Annotated in this window: 13 protein-coding genes and 4 tRNA genes; 6 read left to right on the top strand and 11 right to left on the bottom strand. The window is 58.5% G+C overall.

The genetic code is table 11. The annotated features are described in order from the left end of the window. Positions 1-64: 64 nt before the first annotated feature. Genes OKB77_RS20910 through OKB77_RS20900 form a run of 3 tightly spaced genes read right to left on the bottom strand, consistent with a single transcriptional unit; the run spans position 65 to position 4,887 of the window. Positions 65-3,145, bottom strand: coding sequence for a multidrug efflux RND transporter permease subunit (locus OKB77_RS20910; protein ID WP_150390013.1), 3,081 nt, complete (start codon positions 3,143-3,145; stop codon positions 65-67). Between the two features lie 15 nt (positions 3,146-3,160). Next, positions 3,161-4,294, bottom strand: coding sequence for an efflux RND transporter periplasmic adaptor subunit (locus OKB77_RS20905; RefSeq protein WP_005339268.1), 1,134 nt, complete (start codon positions 4,292-4,294; stop codon positions 3,161-3,163). After that, positions 4,291-4,887, bottom strand: coding sequence for a TetR/AcrR family transcriptional regulator (locus OKB77_RS20900; protein WP_201954387.1), 597 nt, complete (start codon positions 4,885-4,887; stop codon positions 4,291-4,293). Before OKB77_RS20900 ends, OKB77_RS20905 begins: the two co-directional genes overlap by 4 nt. Positions 4,888-5,119: 232 nt before the next feature. Between OKB77_RS20900 and OKB77_RS20895 the strand changes: the two genes are divergently transcribed. From OKB77_RS20895 to OKB77_RS20875, 5 genes are all read left to right on the top strand, one after another. Next, a tRNA-Arg gene (locus OKB77_RS20895) sits at positions 5,120-5,196 on the top strand. Positions 5,197-5,247: 51 nt separating this feature from the next. Then, a tRNA-His gene (locus OKB77_RS20890) sits at positions 5,248-5,323 on the top strand. Between the two features lie 20 nt (positions 5,324-5,343). Further along, positions 5,344-5,429 (top strand) — tRNA-Leu (locus OKB77_RS20885). 76 nt (positions 5,430-5,505) lie between these two features. Beyond that, positions 5,506-5,582, top strand: a tRNA-Pro gene (locus OKB77_RS20880). Positions 5,583-5,761: 179 nt separating this feature from the next. Further along, complete coding sequence (locus OKB77_RS20875; RefSeq protein WP_005339265.1) at positions 5,762-6,277, top strand: ricin-type beta-trefoil lectin domain protein; 516 nt, start codon at positions 5,762-5,764, stop codon at positions 6,275-6,277. A gap of 34 nt (positions 6,278-6,311) precedes the next feature. On the opposite strand, the gene OKB77_RS20870 is transcribed toward OKB77_RS20875, so the two are convergent. The 8 genes from OKB77_RS20870 to OKB77_RS20835 all read right to left on the bottom strand — a co-directional run bounded on the left by OKB77_RS20870 (position 6,312) and on the right by OKB77_RS20835 (position 14,278). Continuing rightward, the gene (locus OKB77_RS20870) at positions 6,312-7,127 is read right to left on the bottom strand and encodes a Cof-type HAD-IIB family hydrolase (RefSeq protein WP_005339262.1); all 816 of its coding nucleotides are present in this window, start codon (positions 7,125-7,127) and stop codon (positions 6,312-6,314) included. 89 nt (positions 7,128-7,216) lie between these two features. Continuing rightward, positions 7,217-8,257: an alpha/beta fold hydrolase gene (locus tag OKB77_RS20865; RefSeq protein WP_270818439.1), complete on the bottom strand. Its 1,041-nt coding sequence runs from the start codon at positions 8,255-8,257 to the stop codon at positions 7,217-7,219. After that, positions 8,257-8,916 (bottom strand): CatB-related O-acetyltransferase, encoded by a 660-nt coding sequence (locus OKB77_RS20860; RefSeq protein ID WP_270818437.1) that lies wholly within the window; start codon positions 8,914-8,916, stop codon positions 8,257-8,259. Before OKB77_RS20860 ends, OKB77_RS20865 begins: the two co-directional genes overlap by 1 nt. After that, positions 8,916-9,647, bottom strand: coding sequence for a tRNA (guanosine(18)-2'-O)-methyltransferase TrmH (gene trmH / locus OKB77_RS20855; protein ID WP_021230464.1), 732 nt, complete (start codon positions 9,645-9,647; stop codon positions 8,916-8,918). The genes OKB77_RS20860 and trmH overlap by 1 nt, the downstream gene beginning before the upstream one ends. Before the next feature lie 44 nt (positions 9,648-9,691). After that, on the bottom strand, positions 9,692-11,809 hold the full coding sequence (gene spoT, locus OKB77_RS20850) for a bifunctional GTP diphosphokinase/guanosine-3',5'-bis pyrophosphate 3'-pyrophosphohydrolase (protein ID WP_019446267.1): 2,118 nt from the start codon (positions 11,807-11,809) through the stop codon (positions 9,692-9,694). A 131-nt stretch (positions 11,810-11,940) separates the two neighbouring features. After that, complete coding sequence (gene rpoZ / locus OKB77_RS20845; protein ID WP_005307060.1) at positions 11,941-12,216, bottom strand: DNA-directed RNA polymerase subunit omega; 276 nt, start codon at positions 12,214-12,216, stop codon at positions 11,941-11,943. Positions 12,217-12,295: 79 nt separating this feature from the next. Beyond that, positions 12,296-12,922: a guanylate kinase gene (gmk, locus tag OKB77_RS20840; RefSeq protein WP_270818434.1), complete on the bottom strand. Its 627-nt coding sequence runs from the start codon at positions 12,920-12,922 to the stop codon at positions 12,296-12,298. 303 nt (positions 12,923-13,225) lie between these two features. Next, the gene (locus OKB77_RS20835) at positions 13,226-14,278 is read right to left on the bottom strand and encodes a glycosyltransferase family 9 protein (protein WP_270818432.1); all 1,053 of its coding nucleotides are present in this window, start codon (positions 14,276-14,278) and stop codon (positions 13,226-13,228) included. Positions 14,279-14,500: 222 nt separating this feature from the next. Here OKB77_RS20835 and OKB77_RS20830 point away from each other — a divergent pair, with 222 nt between their 5' ends. Then, a complete protein-coding gene (locus OKB77_RS20830) occupies positions 14,501-15,214 on the top strand; it encodes a 3-deoxy-D-manno-octulosonic acid kinase (protein ID WP_058056567.1) in 714 nt (237 codons plus the stop codon). Positions 15,215-15,278 lie beyond the last annotated feature (64 nt).

Raw genomic sequence — 15,278 nt, 5'->3', positions numbered from 1 at the left:
ATGTCGTCTTTCCTGCGAAGCATAAAAAAGGCCCCGTATCGGGGCCTTTGCATGTGATTGATGATTAATGTCCGCCGTTTGCTTTGGGCGGAATGGTTTCATCGAATACCGGCAAGGGTTTGTGCTCGGAAGCCAGATAGGTGTATATCACCGGCAGCACGAACAGGGTGAACAGGGTACCGATGGCAAGACCTGCCACGATGACGATACCGATACTGAAACGCTGTGCCGCACCGGCGCCTGCGGCGTAGAGCAGCGGGATCAGACCGGCAATCATGGCCGCCGTGGTCATCAGAATCGGGCGCAGACGAACCTTGGCGGCTTGCATCACGGCTTCCATCCGGTTCATGCCGCGCAGCAGCTGCTCTTCCTTAGCTACTTCACAGATCAGGATACCGTGCTTGGTAATCAGACCCACCAGGGTGATGAGGCCCACCTGGGAGTAGATGTTCATGGTCGCCATACCCCATGCCAGGGCAATCAAGGCCCCGCTGATGGCAAGCGGTACAGAGACCATGATGACCAGCGGATCACGCACCGACTCGAACTGGATTGCCAGCACCAGGAAGATGATGGCCAGTGCCAGCGCGAAGGTGGCATAGAGCGCATTGCCTTCGGTGACAAACTGACGGGCTTCACCCATGAAGTCGTAACGATAGCCTTGCGGCAGCTTCTCGTCAGCGGTGGTCTGGAACCAGTTGATCGCATCACCCATGGCCACGCCCGGAGCCGGAACGGCGCCTATGGTGGCGGAGTTCAGCTGGTTGAAGTGGGGTAGGGCGCGGGGCTCGCCAACCACTTCAATGGTGATCAGGCTGCCGAGCGGGATCGACTTGCCGTCTGCTGCCCGCACGTAATAGCCCTTGATGGACTCCGGATTGAGACGGTACTTGCGCTCGACCTGCGGGATCACCTCGTAGGAGCGGCCATCCAGGTCGATACGGTTGACGTAACCGTCCGCCATCATGGTGCCCATGGTGATTCCGATATCCTGCATGGTGATGCCGTAGGCACCCGCCTTGTCCTTGTCGATGCGGATCTTCATGGTGGCGGAGTCGTAGTTCAGATCGAGATCCGAATAGACGAACTGACCGTTACTCTGCGCCGCTGCCAGAATTTCCCCGGCCACCAGGAACAGGCTTTCGAAGCTGTTCGGGGTGGTGATGACGAACTGGATCGGCAGACCACTCGATGCACCCGGCAGTTCCGGGAACTGGAAGGTGGTGATGGCCATGCCCGGGATGTCTTTCACCAGATTGGCGACCCGGTCCAGCACCTCTTTCTGGCTCGCTTCACGCTGGCTCCAGGGCACCATGGAGGCGATACCGAACGCCTGGTTGGCGTTGAACACCCCTGAGAAGACCTGGGAGAAGGCGATCTCGGGCTGGTCGTCCAGGATCTTGTTCACATCCGCCATGGTGTTTTCGATGTAGTCCAGGTTGGCGTTGGACGGTGCGGTACCCAGCACGGCCATTACCCCCTTGTCCTCTGACGGTGCCAGTTCGCTCGGGATGAACTTGAACAGCAGCGGCAGGCTGGCGAAGACGATGACGGCGAACACCACGATGACGGGGCGCTTTTTCATCACGGCGTGCAGCATGCTGTCGTAGCGATCGGTCATCCGCTCCAGCAGGTGGTGGACTGTGCTCTCGAATTTGCCCGGCTTCTCGTTGGCCTTGAGCATCTTGGAACACATCATCGGTGACAGAGTCAGGGCGATGATGCCCGAGACGAACACGGCGCCAGCCAGCGTCAGGGCAAACTCCTTGAACAGGGAGCCTGTGATGCCCCCCATCAGGGCTATAGGCGCGTATACCGCCGCCAGAGTAACCGTCATGGCGATAACCGGCACCGCAATTTCACGGGTACCGATAATGGCGGCCCGGAACGGTTCTTCCCCCTCCTTGATATGGCGGTCGACGTTCTCCAGCACCACGATGGCGTCATCCACCACCAGACCGATCGCCAGCACCATCGCCAGCAGAGTCATCAGGTTTATCGAGAAGCCGAACATATCCATCATCATCACCACGCCGATAAGACTGAGCGGAATAGTGATGATCGGGATGATGACCGCGCGGAACGAACCGAGGAACAGGGTGATGACCACCAGAACGATGGCGGCAGCCTCCAGGATGGTCTTGATAACCTCGTGGATGGACTCGTTGATCGCCACGGTGGAGTCATACATCACGTTGAGACGCATGGTGCTCGGCATGTTGCGCTCAAGGCTCGGCAGCAACGCCAGCACATCGTGGGCGATGTTGATGGGGTTGGCTGTCGGCGCGGCGTTGACCGCCATGACCACGGCTTCGCGTCCGTTGGCGCTGGCGCGATAGATGTCGTGGCTCTTCTCGAGGGTCACCTTGGCAATGTCGGAAAGGCGGATCACCTTGCCGTCACGGGTAGCAACCACCAGACGCTTCAGCTCGTCGACGTCCTTGACCTGGGTCTCGGCGTTGCCGTTGAACAGGGTAAAGTAACCGGTCGCCTGACCTGTCGCGGACTGATAGTTGTTGCTGTTGAGCACCGTCATCACGTCACTGGCAGTCAGGTTGAAGGCCGCCATCTTGGCCGGATCCAGCCATACCCGCAGGGCAAACTCGACACCACCGTAGAGATCAACCTTGGAGACCCCGCCCACGGTAAAGAGCTGCGGCTTGATAACCCGCTCCAGATAGTCGGTGATCTGGCTGGAATTGAGCTCCGGGCTGGTAAAGCCGAGGTAGAGCACCGCCGTGGTTGAACCGGTGGAGGAGGTGACCGACGGGTCTTCCGCCTCTTTCGGCAACTGGGATCGCACCGAGTTCACCTTCGCCAGGATGTCGGACAGCGCGGCGTTGGGGTCGGTGTTGAGCTTCATGTACGCAGTGATGGTGGAGCTGCCCAGCTGGCTGGAGGAGGTCATGAAGTCGATGTTGTCGGCTTGCGCGACCGCCTGTTCCAGCGGCTGGGTGATGAACCCCTGGATCAGATCAGAACTGGCGCCATAGTAGCCAGTGCTGACGGTGATCACCGTGTTGGTCACCTCGGGGTATTCCCGTACCTGCATCTTGAAGATGGCCTGAAAGCCCAGCAAGGCGATCAGGAAGCTGAGCGAGATCGCCAGCACAGGCCGTTTTATAAATATGTCAGTAAATCGCATCGCAGATCTCCGCGCTTACAGCATCGGGGTTTGTGCCGGAACGGCCAGGGCGTCGTTCTCGACCACATGCACCTTGGTGTCGTTGCTCAGGCGAACCTGACCCGACAGTACGATCTGGTCACCGGCCTGGATGCCGGAGAGCACATGCACATCGTTGCCACGGCGCTCACCGGCCTTGACCACAACCTGCTTGGCTCGCAGCACTTTCACCTTGTTACCCTCTTTGTCGGTCTCTTCGCCCTCTTTGAGCACGTAGACGTTCTGACCGTAAAGGGTGAAGGAGATAGCGCTCTGCGGGATCACGATCTGATCTTTCACCGTCGGCAGAATGATGCTGGCGCGGGCGAACATACCGGAACGCAGCTGACCGTCGTTGTTCGGAATGTCTGCCTGTACCTGGATCAGGCCGCTCTGGAAGTTGACCGCAGGTTCGATGGCGGTGATATGACCGTCAAACTGGGTTTGCGGATAGGCATCCACATTGATCTTGATGGTCTGGCCCAGCTTGATTTTGGAGATATCGGTCTGGGGCACGGTGAAGCGCAGGCGCATCACGCTGGTATCTTCCAGGCGCACGATATCTGTGCCCGGCTGCAGATACTGACCGAGGAACACATTGCGCAGGCCGACCACGCCGCTAAAGGGCGCACGGACTTCACGACGGGCAATGGTCGCCTTCAGACTCTCGATATCTGCTTCCAGCGAGCGATAGGCCGCTTCGGCTTCATCCAGCTGCTCTTTGGAGATGGAGCTGGTCTTGTAGAGGTTCTGGAAACGATCGAACTTGGCTTTTGCCGCTGGCAGCTTGGCCTGGGAGGCGCGCAGATTGGCCCGCTCCACGGTGGAGTCCAGGCTCAGCAGCAGCTGGTCAGCCTTGACCGGTTTGCCTGATTCGAAGGTGATGGCGTCAATGGTACCTGCCAGTTCGGTGGAGAGGGTCACCCCCTGATTCGGCTCGATGAAGCCGATCGCTTCGATGGTCGGTACCCAATCCTGCGCCTTGGTCACCATAGCGGTGACGGGGAATTCGGGTTCCGGCCGGTTGGCCATGTATTGGGCAATCATCTTCTGTTTGAACAAATTGAAGCCGATGACGCTGCCAAACAAGGCGATCGCTATCAGCAACATAATGGCCATCCACTTTTTCATGAACAGGCTCCTGAGGTGGAAAGAATGGGGGATAAAATGGCATTCCAGCTGGCCCGGATCGCGGTTTCCAACTGCGATTCGGTCAGCGTGATGTTGTGAACCCTGCACTGCAGGGCCAGATGCATGACACTGTCCAGACTCAACACCTGGAGTGCCCGTATCGGTAAATCAATAAACAATCCTTGTTCAACGCCCTGTTCAAAAAATCGGTCCAGAGGCTCCCAGGCAGCCAGAATGACAGGATTGGTCTCCAATTCTGCCCCTAGCGGAGAGCTCTCGTACTGCAATTTGCACCGGATAGCGTTGGGTTCGTTAACAAAAATGGCATGAATATTGAGCCATAATTGGCGAAATTGTTGAAATGAAACTTTATCGATTGCTACATCGGCCATGACCATGGGCACACACTGCAAGATAGTGTGCTGGTGCAGTTGCCGGATCAGATCATCCTTGTCGCCGAAGTAACGATAGATGGTGCCGGTGGCAACATTGGCCTTCTTGGCGACTTCCGCAATCGACAGACCATGAAAACCCCGTTCACCCAGCACCTCATGGGCCGCGTTGAAGATGCTCTCTTTTTTATCCAGAATCATCAGTGTGACTTTCGATTGAATGAACGTTCATTCATTCTAGATGGGCATCAAATCAAGTCAAGGCAGCAAGGTGATTTGCGACTGCGATCTGCCCCTTTTCGGCTGTCAGCAGGGGAATAGAGGAAGAAAAGTGCGCAATGTGCTTGAAAAAACAACGAACAGTGTTTCGGTGACAGAAAAGTGTAGACAAACCAGCAACCATCATTAATAATGCGCCCCGTTCGACAGCGTAGCGCCCGTAGCTCAGCTGGATAGAGCGCTGCCCTCCGGAGGCAGAGGTCACAGGTTCGAATCCTGTCGGGCGCACCATCAAAAGTGCGTCGGTTAAACGGGCGTTGTTGTGGAACGAAAACAGCTGTGGTGGCTGTAGCTCAGTTGGTAGAGTCCCGGATTGTGATTCCGGTTGTCGTGGGTTCGAGCCCCATCAGCCACCCCATTTTACAGCTTGTCAGGTACGCGAAGGTGGCGGAATTGGTAGACGCGCTAGCTTCAGGTGTTAGTGCCCCCCGGGTGTGAGGGTTCGAGTCCCTCTCTTCGCACCATACTTGCTGTATGACGAGGATGACCATCAGGTCGTCTTTGTTTTTTTGAAGTAAACTATTTTGAAAGAAATAGCCTCGGTGATTAGCGCAGTCCGGTAGCGCATCTGGTTTGGGACCAGAGGGTCAAAGGTTCGAATCCTTTATCACCGACCACATTTAGAAAAACCTCGCTTCGGCGGGGTTTTTTGCTTTCTGGCCTCCGCTGGGCCAGTACTCTCTCCCTGTTACGTCTGTTTACACTCTATTTGGGCAGCGCGCCCTGCCTTTCGGTTATGCTTCAGCCTCGAGTCACTGACAACCGGATGTCATCGGCCCATTTCAGGCATTTTTCCATGAATAACAAAATTTCCTTTGCTTGCTCTCCCGCCCTGCTGGCTGCCTTGCTGCTGGGTGGCTGTACCATCAAGCCGCCATCCACCGATGTGATGATGGGCTCCATTGCATCACAACCGCAGGAGGAGCGCTCTCTCTCCCCCTTGCTGACCAGCGGTGATTTTTGCGTTGCGGTGTCCCAACAGAAGGTGTTGGCACAACCTTGCAGCGGAAAAGACGATCAACTGTTCGAGTGGGATCTGGGTGAGTTGCGCCTGCAGGATCTCTGTTTGCAAGCCAAAAACGACAGCGAAGTGATGCTGGCACCCTGTGACGGTCAGGCGCAGTGGGAGTGGCAGAAAGACAGGCTGTTCAACAGCAAGGTCTCCCGCTGCCTCGATGTGGCTGGGAGACGCCATACCCCCGGCACGCCGCTGCGGCTGGCTGAATGCTACGGCGGAGCGAACCAGAGCTTCAGCTGGCAGCGGCCCAATCCCTGGCTGGAGACCCTGAAAAAACAAAGCCTCACATGGTGAGGCTTTGCTGAATCGGATGTCGGGATGAAGAGGATCAGGCGGCGCTGACGCTCTCCAGCTCGAACAGTTTCTCCAGATAGACGGCGACGCCATCTTCGTCAGAGGTGAGGGTCTGCTCATACTCCGGCAGCGCCATTTTCAGGCGATCATGGGCGTTGCCCATCACGATGCCGCGTCCCACCATGGTCAGCATCTCGAAGTCGTTCATGCCATCGCCGAAGGCGATCGCCTCCGACATGTCGAACCCGTTCTGCTCCAGCACGGCTCGCACAGCATTGCCCTTGTGTACCCCGGCGTGCATCACTTCGAGGCAGTCCGGCAGGGAGAAGGTGACGTTGAGCTGATCGCCATAGCGCTGGTTGAGGTGCGCCTCGATCTTCAGCAGCTTCTCGTGGTCGCCGATGTAGAACACCTTGTTGATCTGCTCTTTCGGTTCCTGTTTCAGGTCATCGACCAGGCGGTAGGTGAACCCTGACTCGTCGTGGAACTGCAGCAGCCAGGGCAGCTCTTCTTCCACCACCCAGTCATCACCCTGATAGACATTGAGGTGGATAGAGGGGTCGCGCTCCAGCGCAATCAGTTCGGCGGCGATCTCGGTCGGCAGCGGCTGGTTGAAAATCAGCTGATCCTGTTTGTCATGGACCACGGCGCCATTGGAAGTAATAAGGTAGATGTCCATCCCCAGCGCATCGCGGAAGCTGCGAACGTCAACGTGATGACGGCCGGTGGCGACCACGAATTTCACACCTTGTTCTACCAGGCGGTGCAGGGTATCCCGGGTACGGGGAGAGATCTGGTGCTGCTTGTTGAGCAGAGTGCCATCGAGATCGGATACAACTACCTTGAACATCATTACCTCGGCATCGATTGAAAACAGGGGCAGTTTACCTTAGCCCGCACTGTCACCCCATTTATTTAGGGTTACAAAAAATAGCCAGCTCAGAAGCGGGCGAAAAAGTCGACCATCGCGGTCAGGGCGGGCTGGCGCTTGTCATCGGATTCGATAAACAGCTCGTGCCAGGCCCCCTCGATCCGCAGCGGTTTGCCCCCTTCGCACTTGGCCATGGTGCAGAAGCGATCCTGCGCGGCATTGTCCACCACGCTGTCGTTGCCAGCTTGCAGCACCAGCAGCGGGGTTTTGATGGCGCCCGCATCGGCAATGGCGGCATCGGCACCGGTGATCCCCTGATAAATCCAGTGCGCGGTCGCGCCACCCAGCTTGATCTGCGGGTGCTGCTCGTAGATTTGGCGGAAGGCTTGATAGCGGGGCTGGCTGTGAGTCAGTTCGTTATCGGCAAAGCCGTGATCTTGATAGGCGCCCTGGCCGGGGCCGTAGGGAGGCTCACCAATCCAACCGCCGACCGTGCCTATGGTGCTAGCCAATCCCTTGGCCAGCCACTTGGGCAGACCGCCGAGATTGATGCCCAGCATGGGGGAGGAGAGCACGGCCGCCTTGATATCATCGGGCCAGCGTTCCAGATAGCGGGCCGAGATGGCTCCGCCCATGGAATGGGCCAGCAGGAACAGCTTGGCAGGCTGGTCCGCCATGATGATCTGGTCGTGAAACTGCTTGAGATCGACCACATAATCGTCGAACTGGTCGACATATCCCTTCTGCGGGTCATTCAGCATCCGGTCGGACATCCCCTGACCGCGATGGTCGATAAGGTAGAGGCTGTAGCCCTGACGCCAGAGATCCCACGCCAGCTCCTGATACTTGAGGTAGCTCTCGACCCGGCCATTGACGATCAGGATGGCGCGATCAACCTTGGCTTGCCGCAGCGCAGCATAGCGGATGGTCACCCCATCCTTGCCCTTGAACTCTCCTTCCACCGCATGCTGGCGCCAGAAGTCGGGCAGGGTTTGCTGGTAGAGGCTGGGTACATCGGCTTCGCTGGTGAGCTGATAGGTATTGGTCACGGCAAGGGCTCCGGCAGAAAACAGGGTCAGGGCCAACAGGGAAAGAGAGAGGGGTTTCATCAGGCACACTCCTGTTGCCAATGGTGATAAAGGGCGGTGATATCCTCCGAGCAAAGCAGCACCATGCTGGCTTGCAAGCGGGGCAGGGGCCAGTCCCACCACTGCATCTCTTGCAGCATGAGGATCTGCTCATCACTGAAGCGACGGCGGATCGGCTGGGCCGGGTTGCCGCCGACTATGGTGTAAGGGGCCACATCTTTGGTCACCACGGCGCGGGTGGCGATGACGGCGCCATCACCTATGGTGATGCCGGGCATGATCATCGCTTCCGAGCCGATCCAGACATCGTTGCCAATCCGGGTGTCCCCCTTGCGCAGAAAGCCGCTGCGGGCCCCTTCGCCAAAGGTGTCGGGATTGAACGGGAAGGTGGAGACCCAATCCAGCCGGTGGCCCTGATTGCCCGCCAACATGAAGGTGGCGCCCGAGCCGATGGAGCAGAATTTGCCGATGATCAGCCGGTCCACCTCGCCCCAGAGGCCGCTCTCCCAGGTGTCGCGGGTCGAGCCATCGCCGAGCAGGTAGCGGACGCAGTGATCCTCGAACGGCTTGCCGTGGTAGTAGCCGGAGTAGTAGCTGTAGTCGCCGGCCTCTATGTTCGGGTTGGTCAGGTGATCCCGGATGATTTGCGATTCCAGCCAGCTGCCAAAAGGGTTATCCATCACTCCTCCTGCGGATCGTCCTGTTCGCTCTGCTGCGCCCACCCTTTGCGGGTCAGCTGCATCCGTTGCCACCACTCTTCGTCCGCCAGAATTTCACCGGCCGGGCCGAGCTGGGGGTAGGGCATCTCTTTCTCTTTGCAGAGCTGGGCATAGATAGGATAACCCCCCTCGAACAGGATGCTGTTTTGCTCCTCCAGCGTGAGCGGGCAGCCGCGTTGATAGCAACCGGCCAGCTCGCGCTGGCGCTGCGCCTCGTAGAGGATGGCGGCGGCAGCCACCGAGACGTTGAGGGACTGCACCATGCCCACCATGGGGATGACGATATGGTGATCGGCCAGGGCCAGCGCCTCTTCACCGATGCCGTGCTTCTCCTGACCCACCAGAATGGCGGTTGGTTTGGTGTAGTCAATGGCGCGAAAATCGACCGAGCTGTCGGAGAGGTGGGTCGCCAGGATCTGCATGCCGGAGGCTTTCAGCTCTGCAACGGCTGTGCCGATATCCGGGTGCAGTTTTACATCCACCCAGTTCTGGCTGCCGCGGGCGGTGCCCTTGCGCTTGTGGATCCAGGTTTTGGGCCAGACGGCGTGTACCCGGTGGATGCCGATGGCATCGGCGGTACGCACGATGGCGGCCAGATTGTGAGGTTTATGGACCTCTTCCATACAGACGGTCAAATCGAGCTGACGCTGGGCCAGCATGTCGGTGATGCGCTTGAAGCGTTCGGGGGTCATGGCTTGTCTCTATAAAAGCAGCAGGCGGCTTGCGCCGCCTGTGTTCAGTTCTTCTGTCGGCTCACCTTGAGCACGTTGGGCATCACGCGGATCTTGCGCATGATGTTGGCCAGGTGGATGCGGCTCTTGGTGGTGATGAGCAGGCTGACCTGATAGACCCGGCCATCCTTCTCTTCGGTGCTGATGGCGTGAATATTGGCGCCGGTGGCGGCAATCACGTTGGCCAGCTCGGCCAGCGCACCCTGATGGTTGACGATCTCGATGCTGATGCCGGTGCGGAACTCCTGTTCCTGCTCCTTATCCACTTCCCACTGCACCGGCAGGTACTTGTCCGGCTCCTTGCTGTAGCCCTTGATGTTGCGACAGGCTTCCTGATGGATCACCAGACCCTTGCCCGGGCTGATGTGGGCGATGATGGCATCTCCCGGGATCGGACGGCAGCAGTTGGCGAAGGTGACCAGCATGCCATCGGCACCCTTGATCGGCATCTTCTTGCTGCTGGACTTGGGTTGCTCTTCCGGCGGCAGTTCATCTCCCAGCATGCGGCGCGCCACCATGACACTCATGGCGTTGCCGAGGCCCACATCGGCCAGCAGCCCCTGCAGGTTCTCATGCTTGGTATCGGCGAGCACCTGCTTGATGCGCGGCTCGGGGATGTCTTCGATATTCTTGGCGCCCAGCGCATGGTTGAGCAGGCGGCGACCCAGCACCACCGACTCTTCGGTGCGCAGGTTCTTGAGGAACTGGCGGATCTTGGAGCGCGCCTTGGTGGTCACCACGAAGTTGAGCCAGGCCGCGTTGGGGCGAGCCCCCGGTGCAGTGATGATCTCCACCGTCTGACCCGAGTGCAGCGGGCTGCTGAGCGGGTAGGGGTGGCGGTCGACCCGTGAACCAACGCAGGCGTGGCCGATGTCGGTGTGCACCGTGTAGGCGAAATCCACCGGCGTGGCGCCAGCGGGCAGCTCCATGATGCGTCCTTCCGGCGTGAACACGTAGATCTCGTCGGGGAACAGGTCGGTTTTGACCCCTTCGATGAATTCAAACGAGCTGCCGGCGCTCTGCTGCAATTCCAGCAGGCTCTGCATCCAGCGCTGGGCGCGGATCTGGGCGGTAGTGCCCGAGCTGTCGCCATCCTGCTTGTAGGCCCAGTGGGCGGCAACCCCTTTGTCGGCCATCTGATCCATGAACTCGGTGCGAATTTGCACCTCCACCGGTACCCCGTGCGGCCCCACCAGCGAGGTATGCAGCGACTGGTAGCCGTTGGTCTTGGGGATGGCGATGTAATCTTTGAAGCGGCCGGGGCGCGGCTTGTAGAGGCTGTGCATCTGTCCCAGCACCCGGTAACAGGTATCTATGTCCTTCACCTTGACACGAAAGGCGTAGATATCCATTACCTCATGAAATTGCAGCTCTTTTTTCTCCATCTTGTTGTAGATGGAGAACAGATTCTTCTCGCGGCCACTGACCTGATGCTCGATCCCCGCTTCTTTCAGGCGACCGCTGATTTCGCTCTGGATGGAGTCGATGATCTCGCGGCGATTGCCACGGGCGCGGCGCACCGATTCGCGCAATACGCGGGATCGCATCGGATAGAGCGCCTCGAAACCCAGCTCTTCCAGCTCGTTCTTCATGGTGTGAATACCGAGGCGGTTGGCGATGGGGGCGAAGATTTCGAGGGTTTCCCGGGCGATGCGGCGGCGTTTGTCAGGGCGCAGGGAGCCCAGGGTGCGCATGTTGTGGGTGCGGTCGGCCAGCTTGATCAGAATGACCCGGATATCTTGGGTCATTGCCATCACCATCTTGCGGAAGTTCTCGGCCTGCGCCTCTTTGCGATCGCGAAATTTCAGCTTGTCGAGCTTGGAGACCCCGGCCACCAGTTCTGCAACCGCATTGCCGAATTGTTCGGCCAGATCGGCCTTGGTGACAGAGGTGTCTTCGATGACGTCGTGCAGCACGGCAGCCATCAGGGTTTCATGATCGAGGCGCATGTCACCCAGGATTCGGGCAACGGCAACAGGGTGGGTGATGTAGGGTTCGCCACTGGAACGCATCTGGCCCTGGTGGGCATCACGGGCCACCACATAGGCTTGCTTGAGCTTCTCAACCTGCTCTGGTGGCAGGTAGGAACTGGCTATTTCTTTAAGGTTTTCAAATAAATACAAGACAGTCCCCGCAGCGGTGAAACGGCAATTCGTGGAATTGAGGGTATAGCCCTGAGTTTGCGAGGTTTTCGAGCGGTTGTAAATGGGGATGAACAGTCGGCACCCGGGCGGGTGCCAACCGGAGGAATAACTTAACCGCGGCCTTCGGCGATGGCAGCAACGGCAGCCAGCTCGGCGGCTTCCTGCTCTTGCTGTTCGTAGCGGTCCTGGGTGTCCATCACTTGATTGTTCACCAGACCCAGCTCGATCTCACGCAGGGCGATCACAGTCGGCTTGTCGTTCTCTTCGTCGACCAGGGGATCTTTGCCTTGTACCGCGATTTGACGAGCGCGGCGCGCGGCGACCAGCACCAGGTCAAAACGGTTACCTACCTGTTTTACAGCATCTTCTACAGTAACGCGTGCCATGCAGGACTCCAGTGTTTGGGCTTTCTGTATTTAGAAAAGCAGTGTTTAAAAATGACGCAAAAGTTTACTTGTTTTTGGCTTACTCTGCCAGTAGCTGTTGCAGCAAGTTTTTTTGAGCCTGTTGCTGGTGACGCATCTCCAGCCGTTGGCACTCAATAATGGACCTGAGCTGGAACAGCGCCTGCTCGAAGTCTTCATTGATAATGACATAGTCATACTCGTCGTAGTGCACCATTTCGGCAATGGCTTTCGCCATCCGGCCGGCAATCACTTCGGCGCTGTCCTGACCGCGCCCAATCAGGCGGCGTTCCAGCTCTTCGCGGCTGGGGGGCAGGATGAAAATGGATTTGGTCGGCATCTGCTCGCGGATCTGGCGGGCACCTTGCCAGTCGATGTCGAGGAATACGTCGATCCCCTGCGCCAGACAGGCTTCGATGGCGGCGCGGGAGGTGCCGTAGTAGTTGCCGAACACTTCGGCCCACTCCAGAAAATCACCACGCTCGATCAGCGCCTTGAACTCTTCCACCTGAACGAAGTGGTAGTGTACGCCGTGCTCTTCGCCCGGGCGGGTGGCGCGCGTGGTGTGGGAAACCGACAGCTGCATCTTGCCCGCAGTGTTATGTTGGGTCAGCAAGGCATTGAGCAGACTGGATTTACCCGCGCCGCTCGGAGAAGAGATGATATAGAGAGTGCCTTGTTGCGCCATATTATTACCTTTAATCGAAACAGCTGTTTTGGTTGTAGCAGAGACCGCCGTCTTGTGCCCGAAAGGGAGACAGCCAAACGCAAAACGCGGAAAATTCTTGAGTCAGAAGGATGTAAAGGCGGCGAATTTTACCAGAATGCGGCGAATAAAAAAACGGCCGGAATCATATTCCAGCCGATCAAAGTATTCGTAGCTTGCTGCGGGAGCGTAACCCACATCAGCCTGCATTATGCCTTTGGCTGAGGGCAGAGGCTATCAGGTTATCCCTGCCTGATGGCTCGGAATTCCCGAGGTGCCCTGTCACTACGGCAGTTGACGATCGGCGCAGAGCCGATCGAACGCGGCGATCACCTGCTCATGGGTTATCTTGGCCATGGCCTCCGGGTCTTTGAGGCGGGTGCGCCAGCTCAATTCGGCCAGCGGCTTGCCGGTCTCCTGCTCGACCAGCTCCTGATAGACGCTGACCACGTAGTCGCGGCACAGATAGGGGCCGGTGCGGGCCGGATTGTGGTGGGCATAGAGACCGATCACCGGAGTGCCCACTATGGTGGCCATATGGGTGGGGCCGGTATCGGGGGCCAGCACCAGACTCGCCTCACCAATCAGCGCCAGCAGCTGCTTGAGGTTGGTCTGCCCCACCAGATCGACCGGTTTGCTCTGGCTTAAGCGCTGGATCTCGGCAGCCAGATCCCGCTCCAGTTTGGCAGGCCCGCCACAGAGATAGACCTGAAAGCCCTTGTTGGCGGCGTGATCTGCCAGCGCGGCATAGCCTGCGGCCGTCCAGTTTTTGAATGCCTTGCTGGCGGCTGCGCAGATAAGCAGAGTCGGTTTGCCGCCAATCTTCTCCCTTGCCCACGCCTGATGATCGGCGCTGATGGGCAGTTGCCAGTCCGGGGTCAGATCCTTGATGCCGAGCTCTTTGGCGAAAGCGAGGAAACCGTCCAGCACATGGGGAGAGGCAGGCGAAGGCACCTTGTGGTTGGTGAACAGCCACTGGCCGTCGTTGGCCCGTTCCCGATCAAACCCGAGTTTGACCTTGGCGCTGATGCCGAGGGTGGCGATGCTGGCTCGCATCGCTGCCTGCAGGTGGAGCAGGGCATCGAATTTGCGCCCCTTGAGGGTATGCCAGAGATCGCGATAGCCGCGCCACCCCTTGCTCTTGTCGAAGGGGATTACTTCGACGCCGGGCAGATCAGCAAACAGGGTTGCCTCGATTTTACCGGTGATCCAGGTGATACGGGTCTGTGGCCACTCCCGCTGGATGACGCGCACCAGCGCCAGTGCGTGGCAGCAATCCCCGATGGCGGAGAGCCGCAGGATGCAGATGGAGGAGGGGGGCGTTTGAAATAGCGGCATGTTGTGGCGCACGGCTGGCAAAAAGGGTGGATGGCATTATGCAAACTCCCCTCTGGATTGTAAAATTGCGCACAATCGTCAGCCAGGATAGGCCGGGCCCAGTGCCATGACCTGTTTCTGCACGTCGTTGATTAAAGGCCACTATTGCGGGCATGCCAGAGCGGCAGCCTCATCGCCAATTGAAAAATTGCGATCCATGACCCACCGAGCGGGATCTCCACGATGCGAGTACAGACCGAACACAACCAGATCTGCTGGTATGCCGAAGGGGCCTTTCGCGACCCCTCTCCCCAGTTATTCGATCCTGCCTGGTGGCAGAACAACCGTCAGGTGGTGGGAACCTCCATCGGACGGGGAGTGACCTGGTTCGTCAAGGATGAGTCCCGCCATCTGGTGCTGCGCCACTACTATCGTGGCGGCATGGTGGGCAAGGTGGTACGGGATCGTTTCTGGTTCGAAGGGGTCGAGTCGAGCCGCGCCATGGCCGAATACACCCTGCTGGCCAAGCTGTGCGAGCTGGGGCTGCCGGTGCCGCGTCCGTTTGGCGCCCGCATGGTCAAACAGGGCCCATTCTATCGTGCCGATATCCTGATCGAGCGAATTCGCGGTGCCAAGGATATGGTGGCGCTGCTCAAGCAGGGGCCGGTGGCGACCGAGGTGTGGCACAAGATAGGCCAGACGGTGCGCCAGCTGCACGATGCCGGGGTCTATCACGCCGATCTCAACAGCCACAACCTGCTGCTCGATAAAGAGGGCAAGGTGTGGGTGATCGATTTTGACAAGGGTGCGATCCGCTCCCCCGGCGAATGGCAGAAGGCCAATCTGGAACGCTTGCTCCGTTCATTCAATAAAGAGTCTCAACTGCATACCAGTTTCCACTTCGTACCGGAGAACTGGCAGGCCCTGATGAACGGGTATCAGGGAAAAGCGCTCTGACCCTGTTGCTCGGCGTGAACGCCAATGTTACTTATTGAGCAGGTATTCAGATCCTGTTTCGAGG

Origin of the sequence: Aeromonas sp. Y318-3 (assembly GCF_027706185.1) — a bacterium.
Taxonomy (GTDB): Bacteria; Pseudomonadota; Gammaproteobacteria; order Enterobacterales; family Aeromonadaceae; genus Aeromonas; species Aeromonas veronii.
Note: the sequence above shows the minus strand (reverse complement) of the source record. Positions and strands in the feature narration are given on the sequence as shown.